Origin of the sequence: Serratia sp. J2, from assembly GCF_046269175.1 — a bacterium.
GTDB classification, from domain to species: Bacteria; Pseudomonadota; Gammaproteobacteria; order Enterobacterales; family Enterobacteriaceae; genus Chania; species Chania fonticola_C.
This window is the reverse complement of the sequence record NZ_JBKABN010000009.1, coordinates 1-23,842: the sequence shown is the minus strand read 5'-3', so window position 1 is coordinate 23,842 and position 23,842 is coordinate 1. Positions and strand designations below refer to the sequence as shown.

At 55.1% G+C, this 23,842-nt stretch carries 15 protein-coding genes; 4 read left to right on the top strand and 11 right to left on the bottom strand.

Annotated elements, in window-relative coordinates:
- Position 1 precedes the first annotated feature (1 nt).
- Positions 2-1,135 (bottom strand): hydrogenase 2 small subunit, encoded by a 1,134-nt coding sequence (gene hybO, locus ACKWMY_RS11395; RefSeq protein ID WP_024528471.1) that lies wholly within the window; start codon positions 1,133-1,135, stop codon positions 2-4.
- A gap of 1,055 nt (positions 1,136-2,190) precedes the next feature.
- On the opposite strand from hybO, the gene ynfF reads away from it, so the two are divergent.
- Positions 2,191-4,629, top strand: a complete 2,439-nt coding sequence (ynfF, locus tag ACKWMY_RS11390; protein WP_409486321.1) for a selenate/tellurate reductase subunit YnfF — start codon at positions 2,191-2,193, stop codon at positions 4,627-4,629.
- Positions 4,630-5,164: 535 nt separating this feature from the next.
- Here ynfF and ACKWMY_RS11385 read toward each other — a convergent pair.
- Together ACKWMY_RS11385 and gspS are read right to left on the bottom strand one after the other, a co-directional pair.
- Entirely contained in the window at positions 5,165-5,542 is a 378-nt protein-coding gene (locus tag ACKWMY_RS11385) for a hypothetical protein (protein WP_409486320.1), read from the bottom strand.
- A gap of 258 nt (positions 5,543-5,800) precedes the next feature.
- The gene (gene gspS / locus ACKWMY_RS11380; RefSeq protein ID WP_409486319.1) at positions 5,801-6,202 is read right to left on the bottom strand and encodes a type II secretion system pilot lipoprotein GspS; all 402 of its coding nucleotides are present in this window, start codon (positions 6,200-6,202) and stop codon (positions 5,801-5,803) included.
- Between the two features lie 315 nt (positions 6,203-6,517).
- On the opposite strand from gspS, the gene xdhA reads away from it, so the two are divergent.
- Genes xdhA through xdhC form a run of 3 tightly spaced genes read left to right on the top strand, consistent with a single transcriptional unit; the run spans position 6,518 to position 10,167 of the window.
- Positions 6,518-8,803, top strand: coding sequence for a xanthine dehydrogenase molybdenum-binding subunit XdhA (xdhA, locus tag ACKWMY_RS11375; protein ID WP_409486318.1), 2,286 nt, complete (start codon positions 6,518-6,520; stop codon positions 8,801-8,803).
- Between the two features lie 12 nt (positions 8,804-8,815).
- Complete coding sequence (gene xdhB, locus ACKWMY_RS11370; RefSeq protein WP_409486317.1) at positions 8,816-9,697, top strand: xanthine dehydrogenase FAD-binding subunit XdhB; 882 nt, start codon at positions 8,816-8,818, stop codon at positions 9,695-9,697.
- Positions 9,691-10,167: a xanthine dehydrogenase iron sulfur-binding subunit XdhC gene (xdhC, locus tag ACKWMY_RS11365; RefSeq protein ID WP_024528464.1), complete on the top strand. Its 477-nt coding sequence runs from the start codon at positions 9,691-9,693 to the stop codon at positions 10,165-10,167. Before xdhB ends, xdhC begins: the two co-directional genes overlap by 7 nt.
- A gap of 16 nt (positions 10,168-10,183) precedes the next feature.
- Here xdhC and ACKWMY_RS11360 read toward each other — a convergent pair whose 3' ends face one another.
- The 8 genes from ACKWMY_RS11360 to ygfK form a co-directional block, all read right to left on the bottom strand.
- Positions 10,184-10,381 (bottom strand): hypothetical protein, encoded by a 198-nt coding sequence (locus tag ACKWMY_RS11360; protein WP_409486316.1) that lies wholly within the window; start codon positions 10,379-10,381, stop codon positions 10,184-10,186.
- A 337-nt stretch (positions 10,382-10,718) separates the two neighbouring features.
- Positions 10,719-12,083, bottom strand: a complete 1,365-nt coding sequence (locus ACKWMY_RS11355; protein WP_024528462.1) for an NCS2 family permease — start codon at positions 12,081-12,083, stop codon at positions 10,719-10,721.
- A gap of 123 nt (positions 12,084-12,206) precedes the next feature.
- Positions 12,207-13,523, bottom strand: coding sequence for a guanine deaminase (guaD, locus tag ACKWMY_RS11350; protein WP_211134514.1), 1,317 nt, complete (start codon positions 13,521-13,523; stop codon positions 12,207-12,209).
- Between the two features lie 62 nt (positions 13,524-13,585).
- Positions 13,586-15,001, bottom strand: a complete 1,416-nt coding sequence (locus ACKWMY_RS11345; RefSeq protein ID WP_024528460.1) for a nucleobase:cation symporter-2 family protein — start codon at positions 14,999-15,001, stop codon at positions 13,586-13,588.
- 237 nt (positions 15,002-15,238) lie between these two features.
- A complete protein-coding gene (locus tag ACKWMY_RS11340) occupies positions 15,239-18,118 on the bottom strand; it encodes a molybdopterin-dependent oxidoreductase Mo/Fe-S-binding subunit (protein ID WP_409486353.1) in 2,880 nt (959 codons plus the stop codon).
- Positions 18,118-18,891 (bottom strand): molybdopterin-dependent oxidoreductase FAD-binding subunit, encoded by a 774-nt coding sequence (gene ygfM, locus ACKWMY_RS11335; RefSeq protein WP_173409465.1) that lies wholly within the window; start codon positions 18,889-18,891, stop codon positions 18,118-18,120. Before ygfM ends, ACKWMY_RS11340 begins: the two co-directional genes overlap by 1 nt.
- 54 nt (positions 18,892-18,945) lie before the next feature.
- Entirely contained in the window at positions 18,946-20,274 is a 1,329-nt protein-coding gene (ssnA, locus tag ACKWMY_RS11330) for a putative aminohydrolase SsnA (RefSeq protein ID WP_409486315.1), read from the bottom strand.
- A 2-nt stretch (positions 20,275-20,276) separates the two neighbouring features.
- Positions 20,277-23,384 carry a putative selenate reductase subunit YgfK gene (gene ygfK / locus ACKWMY_RS11325; protein WP_409486314.1) on the bottom strand — a complete coding sequence of 1,036 codons (3,108 nt, stop codon included), beginning with the start codon at positions 23,382-23,384 and terminating at the stop codon, positions 20,277-20,279.
- Between the last annotated feature and the right edge of the window lie 458 nt (positions 23,385-23,842).

Here is a 23,842-nt window from a genome sequence, read left to right as displayed (position 1 = left end):
CTTACTCCTTGCTTGGCGGCTGCTCGTCGTCTTTACGCTGCGTTTTTTGCTGCCGCCCCAGCTCTTTCACCGCCATCAGGCTGACACCGGCAACCAGGCCGACGACACCGCCAAGCAATCCCATCGCCGTTGGGCTGACATGCCCGCCTTCAACGCTACCCACCTCGGGTTTGGCGTTGCGGGGGGTAGGATTTTCGACGCTGGCCAACTGGGCGATCCCTTTGGTAAAGCCGATACCCTGCTCGTTACAGCCGTAGCAGGGATGACCGATCCCGACCGGCCAGATGCCACCGCCCACGTCGCAGAACTCCAGCGTTGAGCAGTTGCCATAAGTTTCTGGCCCCTTGCAACCAAGGTGATACAGGCACCAGCCCTGCCGATGACCTTCATCACCAAACTGTTTGGCAAAACGCCCGGCGTCAAAGTGCGGACGGCGCTCGCAGTTTTCATGGATCAGACGGGCATAGGCGAACTCAGGGCGATTTTTAGCATCCAGCGCCGGTGGCCGTTGATAGGTGATGATATGGGCCACCGTCGCCAGGAAGTTGTGCGGGTTAGGTGGGCAGCCGGGGATGTTGATCACGGTTTTGCCGGGTAAAATATCTTGCAGGCTGACCGCACCGGTCGGGTTAGGACCGCTAGCCGCGACGCCGCCCCAGGCAGCACAGGAGCCGATGGCGATCACCGCAGCGGCATGCTCTGCCGCATTACGGATATGCTCAACGATCGGCTTACCCGCCACCATGCAGTAGACGCCGCCATCCTTCATCGGAATGGAGCCGTCGACCACCAGTACGTATTTCCCTTTGTATTGCTCAATCGCGCGGTGCTTGTTTTCTTCCGCCTGTTCACCGAACGCAGCAGAGAGGACTTCGTGATATTCCATGGAAACCACGTCAAGCAACAGGTTCTCGATCGTTGGGTGAGTGGCCCGTAACAAGGATTCCGTACAGCCGGTACATTCCTGAGCCCCGATCCAGATGACCGGTGGCCGCTGTGGCGAACCTACCGAGTGGGCTATTTCGGCGGCGGCTTTGGTGCTGAGCCCCATGGTGGCGGCGAGTGCCGCACATAACTTCATAAAATCGCGGCGATTCACGCCATCCCGGAAAAATGTTTGATTTTCCCTTATCATTATTATCTATCCCCTGTTGATGACCGACATACAAGCCCGTAAACACAGTGTGCGGGTGGTTAATATATTGTTATTTTCCGGCTACCCTGAGTTGATCTTTATCAACCTTTGCGGAGGTAACAGTTAATATTTGCGTAACATGAGAAAAATCGCTTCAGCAAAAAATATTTTTCTTGCATATTTATCTCGCTAGATTTATTCGCGCACGTATTTAAATAACAATAACTCTCATTATCTTTTAAATAAAAATCCTAACGCCATTAAATAACCCACAAATCAAACAACAACAATAATAATGTATTCTCTTGCATAGTTTTGTAACAATTAATATCTCCCCGGCTTCAGCATAAGCTTTACGACACAATCAAGCGTGATGAGTATAGAAAAGGCCGGGGCAGGAAAACACGTAATATGCCGTTTTAGTTTAAAATTTTATTGCAGAGTCATCGGCGGGGTCATGCATGGCAATGATATTGCATTATGCCGCTATTTTATCGGATGCTGCGTGCATCAGTGACGGTTGGCGGGCGTTGGTCTTTATGCGAACCCGTAGGAATAAAGCAATAAATGACTTTGCTAATCCCTCTGCCAAGCGCGCAATGGGGGGCTTATGTTGCACGAGGCCATAACAATATTGTACCGCCGCTGGATATAATTCACCAACATCCCCTAATTCCACCAACCAAATATGCTACAGATTAAGACTCCGGCCTGAACACAACAATTGCTGCTATAGAAAAAAGGCAACCATCCTGCTTTATTCGCTTGCGCAAAGCGAAAACTTGACCTCAAGCAAACTTCAACTAGCCCGCGCGTGGGTATACTTATTAAGAGGTAATCCAATTATCAAGCTGATAGATGAATTTGCATGGCGAATATTATCAATGCAAATTCATTAATGCAGACGACTTTACTCGCTACAGGTTAGCACTTTTAATAGATCACACCACGGTTGCCTGGCTTAAAACGTCTTGCCAAGAGACATCATGGGTTAATAACAAACCAGACATCAGGCGTTATCGGCAAAGAAATAGGCCAGCACAGGGAGCACTATCATGAACGATAACAACATCCCCGACCTGCTTCATCACCCGTTCAGCCGCCGTAAGCTAATCAAAACCGGCTCGGCTACCGGCTGCTTACTGGCCGCCACCTCAGGGCTGGTGTTGCCCTTCCGTAAAATCGCCGCCGCCGAGCCGTTGCCAAATCCCCAACAGCCGCAAGACAAGGTGGTCTGGAGTTCTTGCACCGTAAACTGCGGTAGCCGCTGTGCACTGCGCCTGCACGTGCGGGATGACGAAGTATACTGGGTGGAAACCGACAACACCGGCGACGATCACTATGGCAACCACCAGGTGCGGGCCTGCCTGCGCGGGCGCTCTATCCGCCGCCGCATGAACCACCCGGACCGGCTGAAGTACCCGATGAAACGCGTCGGCAAACGCGGCGAAGGCAAATTCAAACGCATCAGTTGGGAAGAGGCGCTGGATACCATCAGCGGCCAGTTGAAGCACACTCTGGCGGAATACGGTAATGAGGCGGTGCACGTGCTGTACGGTACCGGGGTCGACGGCGGCAATATCACCAACTCCAACGTGCCTTATCGCCTGATGAACTCCTGCGGTGGCTTCCTCAGCCGCTATGGCAGCTACAGCACCGCGCAGATCACCGCCGCCATGCCCTACCTGTACGGCGCACAGCAGGGCAACAGCCCGGATGATATCGCCAACAGCAAGCTGGTGGTGCTGTTTGGCAATAACCCGGCGGAAACCCGCATGAGCGGTGGCGGAGTAACCTATTATCTGGAGCAAGCCAGGGCAATCTCTAACGCCAAGATGATTGTCATCGATCCGCGCTATACCGATACCGCCGGTGGCCGTGAAGATCAGTGGGTGCCGATTCGCCCGGGCACCGATGCGGCGTTGGTTGCAGGCATAGCCCATGTGTTGATCAGCGAAAACCTGGTGGACCAGCCGTTCCTGGATAGATACTGCATAGGTTATGATGAAACCACCCTGCCCAGCAGCGCGCCAAAAAACGGCCATTACAAAGCCTATATCCTCGGCCAGGGTGACGATGGTACCGCCAAAACGCCAGAGTGGGCGGCTCGTATTACCGGGATACCGGCCAACACCATTATCCAACTGGCCCGCGAAATCGGCATGACCAAACCGGCCTATATCTGCCAGGGCTGGGGGCCGCAGCGTCACGCCAACGGAGAACAAACCGCCAGGGCTATTGCCATGTTACCGATCCTGACCGGTAACGTCGGTATCAACGGCGGTAATACCGGCTGCCGCGAAGGCAGCTTCGATCTGGGCGTGGAATGGTTCGATATGCTGACCAACCCGGTACAGGCCAAGATTTCGGTGTTTACCTGGACCGACGCGATCATGCGCGGCCCGGAAATGACCGCCAAGCGTGACGGCATCCGTGGCAAAGATAAGCTGGACGTACCGATCAAATTTATCTGGTGCTATGCCAGTAATACGCTGATCAATCAGCATGGTGATATCAGCCGTACCCACCAGATCCTGCAAGACGACAGCAAGTGTGAAATGATCGTCGGCATCGAGCACTTTATGACCTCATCGGCCAAATATTGCGACATTCTGCTGCCCGACCTGATGCCAACCGAGCAGGAAGACCTGATCTCTCATGAATCCGCGGGCAATATGGGCTACGTGATCCTGGGCCAGCCCGCCACCACGCGCAAGTTTGAACGCCGCCCGATTTACGAGATCCTTTCTGAGGTGGCCAAACGGGTTGGGCCACAGGCCGAAGCGACCTTCACCGAGGGGCGCAACCAGCAGCAGTGGATCGAATACCTGTGTGAGAAAACCCGCGAACGCAACCCGGAAATGCCAAGTTATCAAGAGATGAAAAGCGCTGGCATTTATAAACGCAAATGCCCGGAAGAGCACGTGGTAGCCTTCAAGGAGTTCAGAGAAGATCCGCAGGCCAACCCGCTGAAAACACCCTCAGGCAAGATTGAAATTTACTCCGAACGGCTGGCGGAGATCGCAGCCACCTGGGAGTTGGCACCAGAAGATGTGATCCACCCGTTACCTGTCTATGCCGCCGGGTTCGAAGGTTGGGAAGATCCGCTGAGCAGCCAATATCCGCTGCAGCTGTTTGGTTACCACTACAAGGCCAGAACCCACTCCAGTTACGGCAACATTGACGTGTTGCAGCAGGCTTGCCCGCAGGAGGTGTGGATCAACACGCTGGATGCGCAGGCGCGCGGCATCAAGAACGGCGATCGAGTGAAGGTCTTTAATGGCCGGGGAGAAACGCAGATCCAAGCGAAGGTAACGCCACGCATTATGCCTGGCGTCACCGCTATGGGCCAAGGTGCCTGGCTGGCGGCAGATATGTTTGGCGATAAGGTCGATCACGGCGGCAGCGTGAATATTCTGACCCACCATCGCCCTTCCCCGCTGGCCAAGGGCAACCCTCAACACACCAATCTGGTGCAGATTGTGAAGCTGTAGGTGGTTTGGGGCGGGTTGCAGTCGGCCGGGATAACGGTGGTCTGCGTATTCAACTGCGGCGCGGAGAATTAATGCTGACGGTGGAGGTGTGCGACGGTAGCGACTCGCTACCGTACTGGCATACAACGCAAGGTGCGGTATGACTGCGATTTAACCATCAAAGCCACGGCAAGATTGGCCCCAAACTGATTAACCGTTATGGGGCCAATCTTTTGCCTTGATTAGGCTGGCAATCATTTTTCTTTCGACATTCTGGCCACTATCTTACGCACCGCGTTGTAAACCAGATCGACCAAACGGTAGCAACCTAAAGGTATGACGAAAACAAGAATTGCCTTAGTAAGCCATGAAGGGAGTTCGATAACAGAAACAGCTAAAATGCCAACGCAATAAAACAGAGGGTTAATAATGAAAAGCATAAGAACAAAAATCCATATGCTAAATAAAAAAGTTGATTTTATCATCATTGTATAATCCTCGGTTTAGGTGATGCGGTATGTCACATGCCGGTATTGGTTTTTAGCCATAAGTCACATTACCAACTACAGCTGTTACCTGAATTCCCACCACAATTGCTATTATTACCTTTCCCACCGCCATTGCCATTGCCGGTGTTGATACAGTTGCCAACGCCTGTAATTGCGCCGCCAAACGCCCCGGCAGCAGCAGTTCCAATGCCACCCCATGCGCCACCAGCCGCACCACCTATAACACCCAGTGCAAGACCTGTGGCACAAGCTGCATCCATACCAGGAGATGAATTGCCGACAAAGCCATTGGCCTGCCCGCCATAGTTAGTGGACGGCCCCCGGCCCTTATTGTTATTGCGGCCTCCGTTATCCGTCCGGTCCCCCCGATTATTCCCTCGGCCGCCAGAAATTTGATCAAGCATCGAATCATCAATCACTTCCATAAACAACTCCTTTGTTAGACAATATAAGGCAACCTCAGTCGAATTATTATTAATCCAGAGCAATTTTATATGCAACACATTATTTATTAGCAATTCAAGTAACAGTTATTAATAAAAGTGATTGACGCGTGGCATATCTCTTTGATTCATCTTATTTTCATGTTCATCGCATGACCACATAGAAAGATGTATAAACCATAAAAACCCCGGAAATAAATCCCAGGGTGTTATATGAAGCAGTTACTTATTTATTTAACCTCAAAGAATAAAGTCTTCGGTATCCGACTGTGCGGCGGTAATAAAGCGAGCAGCACTGCTATTGACCGTAGCACATTTCTCAGTCAATAAGGTGTTATCCGCCACCAGTGCCTGATACCGCGTATTGGTCTGCGCCGCCAGTTGCTGTTGGTAGGCGGCCTGGTGAGTATCCCAACCGTGCTTTTGTGCTAGCCGCATCGCGGTCCGTTGCAGCTTGATATCATCGGGGATATCGCTGCGATCGCAGTTCTCGCGTAGAAAGCGGCTATCAGCCAGTAAGGTAGCAAGCTTCTCTATTTGCATCGGCACTGGCGGTTGAGGTTGATGGGCTGCCTGTTGGCAACCAGCCAAAACGAATAACGGTAGCGCGAACCAACAAAGTTGACGTAGTGAACGAGTCATAATCATTCCCTATAAATAACCAGCGACTCACATCAGCTTAGGTTAGCCCGGCATACACCTCAAGCCTGCCCGAGAAATTTAACATCAGCCCTATTATCAAGCTGATAAGCCCCTCTCAGAATGATAATTTATCACACTCTGTTGTGGACACTACCTGCCGCTAATCCTCTCTGCGATCACGAAAAAACCTGCCCATTCGCACACAAACCGGAAGTCACTCACAAAACCCGCATCCGGCAGGTTTTTCACACCATTATGGCCTGTAAGTTGCTGCTGTTGGCTATCGCGACTTTTTCTCTCACTGAGGAGAGCAAGATGCCTGTAGGAACCTCGCCCGAACGCGTCGATGCGCAAGCCAAAGTCACCGGCCGGGCGCGCTATACCGACGATATGACCCTGCCCGGTATGCGTCATGCCAAATATGTCCGTAGCCCGATTGCCCATGGTCTGGTTATGAGTATCGACACCAGCAAAGCCCTGCAACTGCCGGGGGTTGAGGCCATATTTACTTATCAGGATGTGCCGCAGCACGGTTTTCCGACGGCGGGCCATGCCTGGTCATTGGATGCCAATAAGCGTGACGTAGCGGATAAACAGTTGCTGACCCAGCATGTACGCCATCACGGCGATGGCGTGGCGATCGTGGTCGCCTGCGACGCGTTAACGGCAGAGAAAGCCGCCATGCTGGTCGAAGTGGAATATCAGGAACTGCCGGTGATGACCACCGCAAAAACCGCGCTGGCAGCCGAAGCGCCGTTGTTACACGGCGGTAAAAGCAATCTGCTGAAACAACACCAGCTCAGCGGCGGCGATCCCGAAGCGGCACTGGCTGCGTCAGAGGTAGTAATCGAAGGCAACTACAGCACGCAGGTAGTGCAACATTGTCATCTGGAAGGGGTGATCTCCTACGCTTATATGGATGAGATGGATCGCATCGTAATTGTCTCCAGCACCCAAATTCCGCATCTGGTACGCCGCGTGGTGGGCCAGGCGCTAGATCGGCCATGGTCATCCATCAGGGTCATCAAGCCCTATATCGGCGGCGGGTTCGGCAATAAGCAGGACGTACTGGAAGAGCCGATGGCCGCATTCCTGACCTGGAAACTCGGCGGCGTGCCGATCAAGGTTGAACTGAGCCGCGAAGAGTGCTTTTTGGCATCACGCACCCGGCACTCGTTCGCCATCAGCGGTAAGATGGGCATTAACCGCGACGGCACCCTACAAACCTATAGCCTGGAAGTACTTTCCAATACCGGGGGATATGCTTCTCACGGCCATTCCATTGCCTCAGCCGGGGCCAATAAAATCGCCTATTTGTATCCGCGTATCGCCTTCGGCTACAAAGCCACCACCTTTTACTCCAACCTGCCAAACGCCGGGGCCATGCGCGGCTACGGTGCACCGCAGGTAACCTTTGCCCTGGAATGCATGATTGACGAAGCCGCCGCCCAACTGGGGATGGATCCGCTGGAACTGCGGCTCAAAAACGTCGCCCGCCAAGGAGATCTCAACCCACTCAATCATAAAGAGATCAAGAGCGCCGGGATTATCGAGTGCCTGCAAAAAGGCCGGGAACTGTTTGATTGGGATGCCCGTCGAGCCGCCTGCCTGAATCAGAGTGGCCCCATCCGCCGCGGCGTTGGCGTGGCCTGCCTTAGCTATGCGTCTAATACCTATCCAGTTGGCGTCGAGATTGCCAGCGCCCGGTTGTTACTGAACCAGGATGGCACCGTCCATCTGCAAGTCGGCGCGACGGAAATTGGCCAGGGATCGGATACCGTGTTTGCACAAATGGCGGCACAAACCATTGGCGTGCCCTTTTCTTCCATCTACGTTATCTCCACCCAAGACACCGACATTACCGCCTACGACCCCGGTGCCTTCGCCTCGCGGCAAAGCTATGTCGCCGCCCCCGCCATCCGTCAGGCCGCTACGGAGCTGCGCGCCAAGATCCTGACCCATGCAGCCTATATGTGCAACCAGCCCGAATGGGCGCTGGATGTGATCAACGGCGAGGTGGTGCTGAAGGAGATGCCGGAAAAAGTGTTGTGCTCGGTGCAAGAGGTCTCCATGAGCGCCCATTACGATCAGGAGGTCGGCGGGCAGATTATGGCCGAGGTTTCCTGCAAAACCCGCAGCAATCCGCCCGCCTTTGGCTGCACCTTTGTTGACCTCACCGTCGATATTGAGCTGTGTAAGGTCACCATCAACAAGATCATGAATCTGCACGACTCCGGCCAGATCCTTAACCCGCTGTTGGCCGAGGGCCAGGTGCATGGCGGCATGGGGATGGGCATCGGCTGGACGCTATTCGAAGAGATGATCATCGACGAGCAAAGCGGCATCGTGCGCAATAACAATCTGCTGGATTACAAGTTCCCTACCATTCTCGATCTGCCAGAGTTGGACTGTGCGTTTGTCGAAACCTATGAGCCGCAATCCGCCTATGGGCACAAGGCGCTAGGTGAACCGCCGCTGATCTCTCCCGCCCCGGCGATCCGTAACGCCATCTGGATGGCAACCGGCGTGAAAATAGATGAACTACCGCTGACGCCAAAAACGCTGTATCGCTATTTTTCGCAGGCGGGCCTGATCGAGTAACTGGAGAAAACCATGTACGATATTGCAAACTATTATCGGGCGACCAGCATAGACGATGCCGTACGGCAATTAGCCGCCAATCCTCAGGCCAGGCTGATTGCTGGCGGTACCGACGTGTTAATCCAGCTCCATCATATGAACGGCAAATATCGCCATCTGGTGGATATTCACGGCCTGAACGAGCTGAACGGTATCGAGTTGCTGCCGGATGGCACACTGCGCATCGGCAGCGGCACCACCTTTAGCCAGATTATCGATTCACCGTTGGTGCAACGCCATATCCCGATCCTGGCAGAGGCAGCCGCGACGATCGCCGGACCGCAGGTGCGGAATATGGCCACGCTGGGCGGGAATATCTGCAACGGTGCCACCAGTGCCGATTCCGCCTCACCCTGTGTGGTGATGGAAGCCGAACTGGAAATCGCTACCCCCGCAGGGCTGCGCCGCACGCCGATCCAAGGTTTCCACACCGGCCCAGGCAAGGTTGCGCTGGGGCAAAATGAGGTCGCCGTGGCGTTGCTGTTCAGGCCACAGCACTATCAGCACTTTGGTGCCAGCTATTACAAATACGCCATGCGTGGTGCGATGGATATTGCCACCATCGGCTGCGCTGCGGCCTGCCAAATCGAAGACGGCCACTTTAGCGCGGTGAAAATCGCCTTTGGCGTAGCGGCCCCAACGCCGATCCGCGCCCCCCATGCCGAGGCCGCAGCACTGGGTCAGCCATTCAATGCGCAAACGCTCGCCGCCGTGCGTGAGGCGGTCATACGTGACGTGCTGCCACGTTCATCCTGGCGCGCCAGCAAAGAGTTCCGTATGCAAATCATCCGTACGCTGGCAGAGCGCGTGCTGGCCCTGGCGGCCCAACGCGCAGGAGGAGAGTTATCATGTTGATCAATTGCACCATCAATGGCCGCCCCTATCAATTCGAGGTCGATCCCCGCCTGTCGCTGATGGAGTTACTGCGCCAGCAAGGGCTTAACAGCGTCAAACAAGGGTGCAGCGTGGGAGAGTGCGGTGCCTGTACCGTATTGATCGACGATGTCGCTACCGATACCTGTATTTACCTGGCACTCTGGGCCGATGGCAAAACCATCCGCACCACTGAGGGCGAGGTGAAACAGGGCAAACTGTCTGCCGTACAGCAGGCTTATGTGAATGTGGGGGCGGTACAGTGTGGTTTTTGTACGCCGGGGTTGGTGATGACCAGCACCTCGATGGTGGAGCGTTTTCGCGGCCACCGCCTTACCGAGCAGGAGATCCGCCGCGGCCTGGCCGGGAATTTATGCCGCTGCACCGGCTATACCTCGATCGTCAAGGCGGTGGAAAAGGCGCAGCAGTTGGATGAAGAGATACCGCGTTGAGAAACGCGGGTAAACGCTAGTGACGGATTTGCGCCAACTCTTCTTCTGAAAGACGGGTCAACTGTATGACTATGGCGCTCTCGAAGCCGTTAACTAGCATGGAGCGGGCTATTTCCATAAACGCTTCGCGTTTACCTTGTTTTAGTCCTTCCTGAAGTCCTTCCTGAAGTCCTTCCTCTCGCCCTTTTTGTTCGAGATATTCGGCAATAGTCATCAACTCCTCCTCATGCTGCGGCGCGCGCCTAGCCAATTCACGGATCAGTCTCTCCGGTTTGGTCGTCCCCCCCACCTGCAGCATATAGTTTATCTACGATATGATTCATGATCATCAGAGGAAGCGGTAAGCCATTCAAATAAAAACAACTCAATCCATTGATTTAACTAAAAAATAAGGCCGATATTATTACCTGTCAGCGTTGTTCTGATCTGTAATCCTTCAGGACGTTCATATGAGTTGATGTATTGAACTGTGAATGGGCGCAGCATGCAGCGCCCCTACATGAAGAATCGAGTGTTGATTGGTCAGTAAACGACTAACCCTGAGTTTTCCATCAAATCGCCCAGCCGCCAGCATAGAATGCCACCAGCGCCACCGCGATAATCACCGTGCCAATATTCAGTTTGCGCCACTCGTTAGAGAACACGCGGCCAATCACCAGCGTGCTGAAGCCCAGCATAATGCCGGTGACAATGTTACAGGTCAGCACGATAAATACCGCGCACACCAGGCCGGACATAGCATCGACAAAGTCGTCAAAGTCCAGCTTGGCCACGTTGCTCAGCATCAGCAGCCCCACATACATCAGCGCCGGTGCCGTCGCATAGCCGGGGACCAGATAAGACAGCGGTGACAAGAACAGGATCAGCAAGAACAGTACCCCCACGACCGCCGCCGTCATGCCCGTTTTACCGCCAGCAGCCGTTCCCGCAGCGGACTCGATATACACCGCAGCCGGTGAGGCTCCAACCAGCGCAGAAAACATGCTGCTCATGGAGTCGGCAGTTAATGCCCGGCCACCGTTGATAATCTGCCCATCCTCGTCCAACAGGTTAGCCTGCCCGGCTACCGCTCGGATGGTGCCGGTAGCATCAAATACCGCCGTCATGACTAACGCCAATACGCTGGGCAGTATCGCCGGGTTCAATGCCCCTTTGATATCCAGGCTAAAAATCAGCGAGCTGCCATCTGGCCCGGACAGGCTCGGCAGCGCAAACAGCCCCTGATATCTTACGTTCGGATCAAAGATCAGGCCGATAAGGGAAATACCAATGATCACCAATAAAATCCCACCCGGCACGCGCAGTTTCTCCAGCCCGAGGATCATCGCCAGACCGAGCAATGACATCATCACCGGGAAAGACACAAACGACCCCAGCGCCACCGGCAAACCGTCCAGCGGGTTCTTGATCACCATGCCGACGCCGTTGGCAGCGATCAGCAGCAGGAACAGCCCGATACCAATCCCGGTACCGTGCGCTATGCCCATCGGCAGGTTACGCAGGATCCATGAACGCACCCCGGTCACCGAAATGGCGGTGAATATCAGCCCCATCAGGAAGATGGCCCCCAGGGCGACGGGTATGCTGATGTGCTGGCCAAGCACCAGGCTGAAAGCGGTAAACGCCGTCAATGAGATGGCGCAGCCAATAGCCATAGGTAAGTTAGCCCACAGGCCCATCACCAGCGACCCCACACCGGCAACCAGACAGGTGGCGACAAACACCGCAGCCGGAGGGAAACCCGCCTTGCCCAACATGCCAGGCACCACGATCACCGAATAGACCATCGCCAAAAAGGTGGTCAACCCTGCCAACACTTCCTGCCGTACGCTGCTGCCCCGTTCGCTAATCTTAAAATAGCTGTCTAGCGAGCTGGCCGCTTTTTCTGACGTCGCCTGCGATAAATTATTAGACATATCAATGCCCTCTGAAGGTTTACACTCACCTACCCCGTTGGCTTGCCGTTACGGCATTATCGTCTGGCCGCAACGGCACTCGCTTGGGGTAACGCCAATCCTGGCAAATTGCAGTGCGGTTGATTAAGTACGTTCATACACCAGCCGGCCATCGACATAGGTGCGATAGATCGACCGGTCATCCCCTAGTGTCATCATGACAAACAGCTTATCCATCAAGGTTTTTGAGTTGTCGTAGCGCAGCTGTTGCAACGGCGTGGCCGTCGGCTCCAGCACCACAAAGTCCGCCTCTTTCCCCAGGTTGAAGTTACCAATGGTGTCCGCCAGTCCCAGAGCATCGGCCCCACCCAGCGTCGCCAAGTAGAACGCCTCATACGCCGAGAGCCGGTAGCCCTGCAGCTGCATGATTTTGTAAGCCTCATTCAGCGTTTGCAGCATGTTGAAGGTGGTGCCCGCGCCGATGTCGGTGCCCATTCCCACCCGCACCTTTTTCCGCCAGGCGTTGGGCAAATTAAACAGGCCGCTGCCGAGATACAGGTTGGAGGTCGGGCAAAAGGCGATGGATGATTGGGTCTGGTGCAGACAATCCCACTCGGCGTCTTCCAGATGCACGCAGTGGGCAAATACGCTTTTTCTGCCGGTCATGCCGTAGTGATGGTAAACATCGAGATAACTTTTTCGCTCTGGATATAGGGCTTTAACCCAAGCCACTTCATCCTTGTTTTCCGACAGGTGGGTATGCAGATAAACATCCGGGTATTCCTGGCGCAGGCGTTGCACCATCTCCAGTTGTTCCGGTGAGGAGGTTGGCGCAAAACGCGGGGTGATGGCGTACAACAGGCGGCCATTGTTATGCCAGCGCTCAATCAGCGCCTTGGTTTGGCTATAGCTGCTTTCTGCGGTATCCAGCAGGTAATCGGGCGCGTTACGATCCATCATCACCTTGCCGGCGATCATCCGCATATTGATATGGCGCGCCGACTCAAACAGCGCCTCTACCGATTCGGGATGTACGGTGCCGAACACCAGCGCGGTGGTAGTGCCATTGCGCAGCAGTTGCTTGATGAAAAACGCCGACATCTCGCGGGCGTATTCCAGATCGTTATAGCGTTTCTCCGCCGGGAAGGTGTGCTTGTTCAGCCAGTCCAGCAGTTGTTCGCCATAAGCTCCCACCATTTCACACTGTGGATAATGAATATGGGTGTCGATAAACCCTGGCACGATCATTTTACCGCTATAGTCGCGCACCCGGATGCTATCGGGGATCTGGTGGTGCCCCTCTTCCCAGTCGCCAAACCACTCCACCCGGCCATCACGAACGATCAGTAGCCCGTCTTTAATAAAGCGCAGATGGCCCTCGATTTCTTCCGGATGCTGTACGGTGCGGGTGATATCGAGAAAACTGCCCCGCACGGCCTTGATTGATTGCTCACGCTCCATACTCAAATTCCTTATCACCATAAAACGGCTGTTGCTAGAAGGGCGTCGTGTGCAGCGCCCGGTCAATCGGTGTTTTTTTCCGCCGGAACCACCTCAAATTCAGCCTCACTGACCCCAGGTTTCTCACTCTTGTTCTGCGGTATCAGCAAATTAAGGAAAATGGCAGTAAGCCCACCGGCGCAGATCGGGTTTTCCACCAGCACATAAATCGACTCGGGCAAAATACGAAACACTTCCGGATCGTAAGAGACGCCAAGACCCAGACCCAGCGAAGTCGCAACGATAATGGTTTCGCGGCGGTTTAAGCCGTCGGAGATAATGATGCGTATCCCGGCGATGGCGATCATCGAGAACATGAGCGTCATCGCCCCGCCCAGCACTGGCGCCGGGATAGTGGTAAAGAAGCGGCCAATGACGGGGAACAGCCCCAGTACTACCAGGATCACGGCGATATATTTGCCGATATGACGCGAGGCGACACCGGTCATCTGGATCACGCCGTTATTCTGGGAAAATGTCGTCAGTGGCAACGAGCCCAGCATGGCAGCAATCACCGAGACCAGCCCATCGGCCAGCACTCCACCGCTCAGGCGTGCGGTATATTCATCCCCTTTGATGGGCTGCTCGGACACTATTGCGGTAGCGGTGATACTGCCGACCGCCTCCAACACGCTGAGCAGATAGATGATGCCAGCCACCAGGAAGGCATGCAGATCGAAAGAGAATCCGTATTTAAAGGGAACGGGAACGGTCATTACCGGCAGGTTTTGCATTACCGAGAAATCCACCATGCCCAGGCACAAAGCCACGACATAACCGACAATCAAGCCGATGGCGATGCCCCCCATGCGCAATAATGCGTTCTGGCAACAGTTAAACCCGATCACCACCAACAGCACCAACAGGCCGATACCAATATTTTCGTAGTTGCCAAAGGTGCCGCTGCTTTTCGCTGAATAACCGCCACCAAAATCGATAATGCCCACCTTGATCAGGCTCAGGCCAATCATCAGCACCACAATGCCGCTCACGGTGGGTGTGATCACCCGTTTCAGATAGGGCAGAATAAACGAGGAGCCCACCACCAGGAATGCCCCAACAAAAGAGATGCCCAGCAGAGTGGACATGATCGCTTCCACATGCATGCCATCGGCTTTCATGGTGCTGCCCAAGGCGATCATCACCGTCACAAAGGAAAAATTGACCGATTGAATGGACAATAAGCCGGAGCCTACGCGGCCATAGCGATTCACCTGCAACCAGGTGCCAATCCCTGAAGCAATCATCGCCATCGAAACCAGATAGGCTGTGACGTCCGGCGGCAACCCCAGCGCGGTGCCGACAATTAACGCCGGGGCCACCATCGGCACAAAAATAGCCAGTAAATGGGTAATCGCCCCCACGATGCATTGGTCAAAGGGTGGTTTATCTTCCACCCGATAAATAAGGTCGTTATTTGAACTAGGCATATCAGACATCTCTTTACTCCATTCCAGTAAATTTGATCATCTGATTCAATAAGCTCCACGCCCTGCACTTTCGCCATGTTAAATCCACGGGCTAGCCTGAGCGATTAGCTCATATATGGCGGCAATAACAGATTAGCCTTTGGCTAATATATTGAATCGTTTATACCCGCCGCCGGTTTAACTCGGCAGGTATAGCGGGATAATGACCGTAATTGGTCACTATCCCGGTACGACTTATTACAGAGTCTACGCTGACAGCTTATTTAACCCCCTCAAGATCTTCTCTGGGGTGAAATGCCATTCGCGCAGCCAAACGCCACAGGCATCGTGGATCGCCATGGCGATGGCCGGAGCCGCCCCGTTGACGCCAATCTCGGAGATCGACTTGGCTCCATACGGCCCCACCCGATCGTCGCTGGGCACCAGGAACGCCTGGAAGTCCAGCGGGATATCGCCAATCTTCGGCGCGCCATAGCTTTGCAGATCTCGGGTGATCGGCGAGCCTTGGCTATCATAGATAATCTCTTCCGTCATGCTGTGGCCGATGGCGCGCATTGAAGCCCCGTAGATTTGCCCCAGCGCCAGCTCCGGGTTAACCGGGGTGCCACAATCGAGCAAGGCATAGAACTTATCCAACCGGATCTCCCCGCTGCGCACGTTGACCGCCACTTCAGCAAAGTTGGCACCAAACGGGAAGGCAAAGTCAGAAGAAATATAGCTGGCGGTGGCCACCAGGGTGCCAAAGCCGGTTCCCGTCTCTGCCTTATGGGCAATCTGCGCGAACGTCACTTCGCCCTGTTTACCGCGCACCACGCCTGGAACCACCAGCGTGACATCGCTTTCTGGCTCACCCAGCATCTGCGCGCCGTGGAACAGGATTTTCTTCCTGAGATTTTCCGCCGCATTCTTCGCCGCATTGCCGGAGAAACAGGTGCCGGAAGAGGCGTAGGCCCCTTTATCAAACAGGGCATGATCGGTATCACCGGAGATCACATGCACCTCGGAGAACGGGCAGCACAGCACCTCCGCCGCCAGTTTGCCCACCACCGTATCCAGCCCGGTACCGATGTCCGCCCCGCCGGAATGCACGATAAAGGTCCCGTCCGACTCCAGCTTGATCATGCAGTTGGCCTGATCGATATCTGGAATACCGGATTTTTGCATGATAATGGCCACGCCACGACCAATCTGCCAGTCTCCCTGACCCACTTTCGGTGAACTCCACTGGATCAGCTCACGCCCTTTACGCAAAATCGGCTCCAGCGCACAGCTGGCGGCACTTGGCACCGAAGTCGGCATTTTGCCTTCGCCAATTGCCCCGAGGATTTTCAACTCTTGCCCTTCAACTACCCGGTTACGCTCAATGATATCCAGCGGATCCATCTGCAGTTTTTCCGCCATCTCCGCCAAGACCATAGTCAGTGCAAAGTTGCCTTTTGGCGCGCCATAACCCTGATAAGCCCCATTCGGACAGATGTTGCTGTAATAGGTAGTTACCTGGAAATTGACGTTATCGCAGGGATAGAGCGGCAACGACAGCGCCGGGCCATTGCTGGGCACCGTCAGCGCATGGTTGCCATAAGGGCCGGTATTGGCCAGGAAGTTCATGTCGATCGCCGTCAGGCGGCCGTCTTTTTTCGCCCCAATCTTCACCCGCACCTTGGCCACGTGGCGCGAGGTATTGCTGATGAACTCTTCTTCGCGGGTATAGTGGAAATAAACCGCACGGCCGGTCACGCAGGTAGCCCAGGCACATACCTCTTCCAACAGGATGTCCTGCTTGGAACCAAAGCCGCCGCCGACCCGCTCTTTGATCACGTGCACCTTATGCTGTTTGAGCCCGACGATCCTGGCAACCTGGCGGCGCAGGTGCCAAGGCACCTGGGTTGACGCGTGGATCACCAGCCGATCGCCATCCATGTAGGTGTAGCAGACGTGCATTTCCGCCGGGCACTGCTGCACCTGTTTGGATTCGTAGGTGCGCTCCAGCACCACGTCCGCCTCGGCAAAGCCTTGATCCACGTTGCCAATGCGCCCATGTACCGCGGCGGCAATATTACTGTGGGGTTGGGCACCAATCGGGAAGTTGATCGTCACATGTTCGGTGCCACGCTGTGCGCTGCCCTGGTTCTGCTCGGCCAAGTCATCCGGTGCACCGTGAACGTAGACAATCGGCTCGTCGTGTACCAGCGGTGCTCCTTCCGCCATCGCCTCATCAATTGACATCACCGGTTTAAGCACCTGGTATTCGACGTCGATCAACGCCAGCGCGGCCAAAGCAATTTCTTCGCTCTCGGCCACGACCGCCGCCACCCGGTCACCTACGTGCCGCAGTTTTTGGCCAAACATCCGGCGATCCAGCGGCGAAGGTTCTGGCGCGCTTTGCCCACCGGGGGTGTAATAAATATCTGGGCAATTGCGATAGGTGATCACATGCACCACCCCTGGCAACGCCTCGGCCTTGCTGACGTCCAGATGCGTGATCAAGGCATGAGGATGCGGGCTACGCAGCATCTTGATGATGCAGGCATTGCGGGCTACGCGGTCTTCCACATAGCAAGGCTTGGCCTGTACCATTTTCGCCGCGTCCACCTTAGGGCACAGCTTACCGACCACGTTCAGATCGCTGCGAAACTCAGGAGCGGCGAGCGACTGGAATTCGGGATCGTTACGGCGAATCACCGCCAGAGCCACGACCTGATAGAACTGCTGATAACCGGCGTCACGACTGAACAAGCCCGACAGCGCATCGTCAATCTGCGCGCGTGTTGGCTCCTCGATGCGGGCCAACAGGTCCGTCAGGATCAGCGCTGCCGCCGCGTCGTTATAACCAGACTGGACTATCCCCACGTCAACCATCGCCTGCTGCACCAGGCTGAGCTGGTTCCAACTCCCCAGCGCTTCAGCCGTGGTCACCGCGCCATCATCCAACTGGGCGGCGATCAGCAACGAGGCATTGACCACCACGCCGTTAAACAGGATCGCGTCCGAACCGGCAAACCCGAAGCCGTCATCGCTATTGCGGACCGAATGCATGCCCAACTTGAACAGCAGTTGCTGGACGTTTTCGCCGGGTTGGCATTGCATCTCCTGCGGGATGTCGTTAAGCGTAAAGCGAATATTCATCATGCTTTCTCCCCTGATGCTTGGCAATCCGCCAACAGGTCTGCCACCACCACACCGGCGATATAGCGCTTATAGGCGCGGCTGCCACAGATGTCATCTGGCGGAGATATCATCTGCGCCACTGCCTGTTCCAGCGCCGGGCCACTCAGGCCACTGTTCTCTGCATCACGCAGGCGGCCAGGTGCCACCACACCGCTCAGGGCGATACGAATTTTCGCCTGCGCATCGCGGGATACCGCCGCAGTCACCACCGGCAACCCCGCGGCTGAACGGGCAATTTTACGGGTAGCGCAGGTACGGTAAGGATCCGGCAGCACCACCGCCAGCAGTAATTCACTACCGCCGCACAGCGGATAGTCTTCCAGCGCCATCGTCTTGCCGCTGCCCACCACCACCTGGGCACTCAATGCCAGCAGCACCGGCAACAGCACCGAGTCTTTCGCCGCCGAAACGACTTCACCACCCAGCGTGGCCTGATTGCGAATATGGCGGGAATAGACAAACCCCAGCGCCTCACGCAGAGCCTGCGGGATAAGCTGGGTATCCATTAAACGTTGTAAGCTAATGGTGGCACCGATATGCAATGCCCCCTGCTGCCAGCTCACCTGATCCAGCCCCAGTTGCGATAGCGCGATGGCGATCTTTTGCCGTGTTTTAGTGGGTGTGGCGTTTAGTTTGCTGCCACCAGCGAAATAGACGGCATCCTGCTGGAACTGGCGTTTTAGCTCTAGCGCCTGCTGTACCGATCCTGGCCGATAGAATTGCTCAATCATATTGCACCCTCATCAATGTCAGCCGCCCCCGGTGTTCGCAGGGCGGCGACCGGTTTAATTCAAGGCATCCATACGCTGCCACAGCTTGGCCGCTACCTTGCGCGCCTCTGCATAGATCGGTTCCACATCGAACGGGAACTGGCGATCCTGATAGACCATGCGGCCTTCCACCATTACGCTGTTGACGCTGCCAGCCCCCATGCCGAAGGCCAGATGTCCGCCGATATTTTGCGCCGCCAGCGGCGTGGGTGACGGGTAGTCGCAGATGGTCAGATCCGCTTTGTAACCGGCGGCCAGGCAACCGAAATGGGCACCAAAGTTGCGCGCCAGCAGTTGGTTACCGTTGGCCAGGAAGCGGGCGAAACTATCTGGCCACAGCGGCCCACCCGCATCACGGTGTTTGAAGAAGGCAAACTTCATCTCTTCAAACATGTCTGAGCCGATACCATCGGTGCCGAGTGCCAGGTTGCGGTACTGCTCCAGTTGATGGTTATAGCCCACGTGGTTGTTCATATTGGAGCGGGCGTTGTGCACCAGGAAGGCATCCTGCTGGTTGATCAGCTCAATATCCGCCGCAGACAGATACAGACCGTGCGCGACCAACGTTTTTGACCCGATCAGGTCGTATTGCGCCAGGCGCTCGATCAGATCCTTGCCATATTTGTCGTGGCTGTGGGAAACGTCGTAGCTGTCCTCGGCGGCGTGGATATGCAGACCACGGCCGGTACTTTTAACCGCCGCTTGCAGCATCTCCAACCCGGCATCAGAAACCGTGAACGGTGCGTGAGCGCCAATATGCGCCTCCACCAGGTAAGGCTCCTTACCGGCTTTTTTGGCGACGTCGATCAACTGGGCAAAGGCAATATTCTCCTCCACGCCAGCACGCAGCTCTCGCTCCCCGCCGTTACGATCGGTGGTTTCAAAACAGGTCATGCCGCGCAGACCGGTCTCGATAAAGCCTGCGCGCAGGGTTTTCAGCGAACCGGCGATAAAGTTGGGCGAGGCGTGGTGATCGATCACCGCCGTACAGCCGCTCTTGATGGCTTCCAGCGAGCAGATCAGGCCGCTGTAATACAGTGATTCCTCATCCAGCGCCCGATCCAGCCGCCACCACAGGTTCTTCAGCGTGGAGATAAAGTCCGGGCTTGGCGCAATGTTGGCCATAATCCCGCGCGATAACCCGGAGTAGAAATGATTGTGGGCACACACAATGCCTGGCATCACCCATTTGCCGTGCATATTGCGCACTTCGGCCTGGGGATATTTGGCCGCCAACCCTTGGCCCACCTCTTTGATCAACACCCCTTCAATGGCGATATCGATACCGTGCTGTACGCTGGCGGGGTCGAGCTGCACGCCGGTTGCATTGGTTAATATCAGCATGATTACACCTCCACCTGGCCAAGGAGATAATGATGATGAGTGTGCACATGGCTGATAATGCGGCACATCTCCTCCAGCTCCGACGGCACTTGCTCAAGCTGGCCGTCACTATCGATCTGCAGTTGGTAAAGCTTGCCGTTCTGCCGTACGCTGACCTGCGCGCCATCTACCAGGAACCCTGGATTGGTGCTGTTGGCAAAGTCCTGCGGCAGGCTGTAGATCGTCACCTTGTCTTTGTATGGCTTACCCTGCCACGGGCAGAACTGGGCGCAGTTGCCGCATTCGTTGCAGTAGGCGTCCAGGTGCAGGGTCTGGAAACGATCCTGGAAGCCCGGTATGGCAATGGATACGTTGGCGCGGTTCGGGCAAACGTCGACGCATTTGCTGCACACGTAGTTACATTCCAGGCAGCGCTGGGCCTCTTGAGCCACGAAGGCTTCGCGCTCGGTTTTATCCACCAGCGCTACTGAAATAGTGCCTTTACGGCGATAGATTTCCGCCGGATCGACGTTCGACCAGTATTTATCGGCGTGATGGGTTTTGACGTTTTCCCGCGCCAGTACCGTTTCAGCGGCGTGGCGGGCGCTACCGATGGCAGCGACAATGGATGACGGGCCACGCTGCACGTCGCCGATCAGGAAGACATTAGGCCGGGTGGTTTCGCCAGTGGCGGTGTTGACCTGCGGATAGCCTGCGTCATCCAGCGGTACGCCCAGCTTATGCAGCACCTCCTCATCAGCCTGCTCGCCAATGGCGGTGATCAAGGTATCCATCTGCAGCGTCAGGGTCTGTTCGGTGGCGACCGGGCGGCGGCGCCCCTTCTCGTCCGGATCTCCCAGCACCATCACTCTGGCCGTCAAGGTGCCGTTGGCATCAAAGTGTTCCGGGTTGGTGAGGAACATAAACTGCACGTTGTCCTCTACCGCCTCCTGATACTCTTCGCGGTAGGCTGGCATCTCATTGAGCGTGCGGCGGTACAGCACGGTGACGTCCTGCACGCCAGGCACTTTCAATGCGGCCCTGGCACAGTCCATTGCCGTGTTACCAGCACCGACCACGGCCACGTGTTTGCCCAGGTTCATGGGCTTACCGAGGTTGAAATCGCGCAGGAACGGCAAGGATTTGTGGACGTTACGGTTATTGCCCGCCAGCTTCACGCCGCTGTTTTTATCGGTGCCGATGCCGATAAACACGTAGTCAAAGCCCTGCTGTTGCAGCTTGTCGACGGTCAGATCGGGATCGCAACCATAAACCATCTTCACGCCGTGTGCGGCCACGAAGTCGATATCGTGCTCGATAAGCTCCGCCGGGATGCGGAACTGTGGAATGATGTTTTTCACCACCCCGCCCGCATTGGCCTCGCGCTCAAACAGCGTAACCTGATACCCGGCCCGTGCCAGGAAGTACCCAGCAGACAAGCCCGCCGGGCCAGCCCCCAAAATGGCAACCGGGCGTTTGCTGCCAGAGCCTGCCGGTTTATGCCAGCGGCGCTGATACTCATCCCAGCCCTTCTCCAACGCCACTTTTTTCAGTTCGCGGATGTTCAGCGCGCTGTCGTAATCAAGACGGGTGCAGTTGTACTGGCACTGGTGATCGCAGATATGCCCGGTAATGGCTGGCAAGGCGTTACGTTGATAAATCAGCTCCAACGCATCGGCATAGCGCTGTTCTCCCAGCAGCCGGATATATTCCGGGATATCCTGTTTGATGGCGCAGGCGGTGACGCAAGGAGCCACGTAGCAGTCAATCATCGGCAGCGGGCCACCGGCGTCGATGCGATCCGTTGATTTCCAGTGTTTCTGGGTGTACTCCATGCTGACGGCCTTGTCTGCCAGCGCTTGCAGCTTATCGACATCAATGCGCGTCATCTGCCAGCTATCGGAAGCGTCCAGCTCTTGCATGCACTCCGTCAGGCGTAAATAGCCGCCGGGCTTGAGCAAATCGGTGGCCATGGTGATTGGCCGGATGCCGGTGTCAAAAATCTCGCGAACGTTAAACTTGCTTGCCCCGCCGGAATAGGAAATTGGCAGTTCCCCGTTGAATTCACGGGAGAGAACCGCCGCCACGTTGATGGAAAGCGGGAACAGCGCACGCCCGGACATATACATCTCTTCGCCCGGCAAGGCGCCTTTATGGTTGATCGCCCCCAGGGTATTGGTCAGTTTGACCCCGAAGCCTAAATTCTGCTGTTTCCCCAAGGCGGTCAGGCGGTGCAACATCGCAATCGCCTGCTCCAGTTTGAGATCGTGATCGAAAGACTCTTCTTTCAGCCCGACATAATCAAAGCCGCAGCTATCCAGAATGGAACGCACTCGCGGATAACCCAGCAGCGTCGGGTTTAATTTTACAAAGGTATTGAGCCGTTTTTCTGCCAGCATATAGCGACAGATGGCTTCAATTTCATCTGGCGGGCAGCCGTGCATGGTCGAAAGGGTAATACCGCTGACCAATTGCGCGGGAATATGCTCTGGCAGCTGTGCCAATGCCCCGCGCTGGTCGGATAAAGCGAACTGGCTAATAAAGCCCTCGTCCTTAACCCATTCGGCAAGAATATGTTGATACTCGGCATATTTCGGGTGCTGTGCAGAGTCCATCATATTATGGATAAAGTCCTGCATCGGCGGCTGTTTAATCCCGTCGAGGTTATAGCCCACGCTCATGTTGAAGATGAAGGATTTACTTTCCCCCTTGGCCCGTGGATCAAACATCTGTTCCAACAGGTGCAGGGCAAACCAGGCTTTTAAATATTCATCATAGGCTTTGAGCAGCGTGAACTCGGTCGACCATTCGGTGTTGAAGCATTCGTCTTCGGCATCGATACAGGGTTTTTCCAGCTCCAGCCGATCGAGGATCTGCAAGGTTTTCAATTCGATAAAGCGCCCGCCGGTCAACCAGGAGACGATGATATTCTGCGCCAGCTGAGTATGTGGGCCTGCGGCTGGGCCAAGCGGAGTTTCACAACTTTCGTTAAAGACGTTAATCCGCCGATCGTCATGTTTACGATAAAACTGCTTTTCTGGAATACCAAAAATAGACCGGCTCTCATGATATTCATCGAAAATCCGGGTTAACAGCGCCTTGAACGGAACGGGACGCATTAAATCTCCCATAGCTTTATCTCCTTGCGACGAAATGCCTGAATGATGAGTGAGTAAAAACCTGGGGGCGGTTTTTCACATCGGTTACGCATAACGCAGCAACAATCAGGCCAAATCTCCCCACGGGGTTGGGCAGCGGTTAAATTCGTGAGGCAGTTCTAATTGTTAATTTTATTTGTGAACAGGCTCACAATCGCAAGTGAGAATAAAAATCAGTGCCGGCAGTCGCTTAATCATCACGGCTACGCTAATAGAATCAATTATCAAAAAAACATCGCCAGCTATCACTTTGATACGGCCAGAAAACACTTCGGTTAAAAACGAGACCGCAATCGATAAAGTATGAATATTCGCTAAATATCGATTACATCAAGGTTGTTTGCTATTAAATCGGCACTCTATCCTAGGAAAACCGCCTATTGGTTATCGGTTAAATCACCGTAATTTCTCCCTCACCCCAACCCTCTCCC

Excerpts from the sequence above, each read along its gene's own strand:
- ygfM (WP_173409465.1), bottom strand. The coding sequence starts at position 18,891 with ATGATTGAGCAATTCTATCGGCCAGGATCGGTACAGCAGGCGCTAGAG.
- gspS (WP_409486319.1), bottom strand. The coding sequence starts at position 6,202 with ATGACTCGTTCACTACGTCAACTTTGTTGGTTCGCGCTACCGTTATTC.
- xdhA (WP_409486318.1), top strand. The coding sequence starts at position 6,518 with ATGCCTGTAGGAACCTCGCCCGAACGCGTCGATGCGCAAGCCAAAGTC.
- ACKWMY_RS11360 (WP_409486316.1), bottom strand. The coding sequence starts at position 10,381 with ATGACTATTGCCGAATATCTCGAACAAAAAGGGCGAGAGGAAGGACTT.
- hybO (WP_024528471.1), bottom strand. The coding sequence starts at position 1,135 with ATGATAAGGGAAAATCAAACATTTTTCCGGGATGGCGTGAATCGCCGC.
- ssnA (WP_409486315.1), bottom strand. The coding sequence starts at position 20,274 with ATGCTGATATTAACCAATGCAACCGGCGTGCAGCTCGACCCCGCCAGC.
- guaD (WP_211134514.1), bottom strand. The coding sequence starts at position 13,523 with ATGGAGCGTGAGCAATCAATCAAGGCCGTGCGGGGCAGTTTTCTCGAT.
- ACKWMY_RS11340 (WP_409486353.1), bottom strand. The coding sequence starts at position 18,118 with ATGAATATTCGCTTTACGCTTAACGACATCCCGCAGGAGATGCAATGC.
- xdhB (WP_409486317.1), top strand. The coding sequence starts at position 8,816 with ATGTACGATATTGCAAACTATTATCGGGCGACCAGCATAGACGATGCC.
- ACKWMY_RS11345 (WP_024528460.1), bottom strand. The coding sequence starts at position 15,001 with ATGTCTGATATGCCTAGTTCAAATAACGACCTTATTTATCGGGTGGAA.
- ACKWMY_RS11385 (WP_409486320.1), bottom strand. The coding sequence starts at position 5,542 with ATGGAAGTGATTGATGATTCGATGCTTGATCAAATTTCTGGCGGCCGA.
- ACKWMY_RS11355 (WP_024528462.1), bottom strand. The coding sequence starts at position 12,083 with ATGTCTAATAATTTATCGCAGGCGACGTCAGAAAAAGCGGCCAGCTCG.
- xdhC (WP_024528464.1), top strand. The coding sequence starts at position 9,691 with ATGTTGATCAATTGCACCATCAATGGCCGCCCCTATCAATTCGAGGTC.
- ynfF (WP_409486321.1), top strand. The coding sequence starts at position 2,191 with ATGAACGATAACAACATCCCCGACCTGCTTCATCACCCGTTCAGCCGC.
- ygfK (WP_409486314.1), bottom strand. The coding sequence starts at position 23,384 with ATGGGAGATTTAATGCGTCCCGTTCCGTTCAAGGCGCTGTTAACCCGG.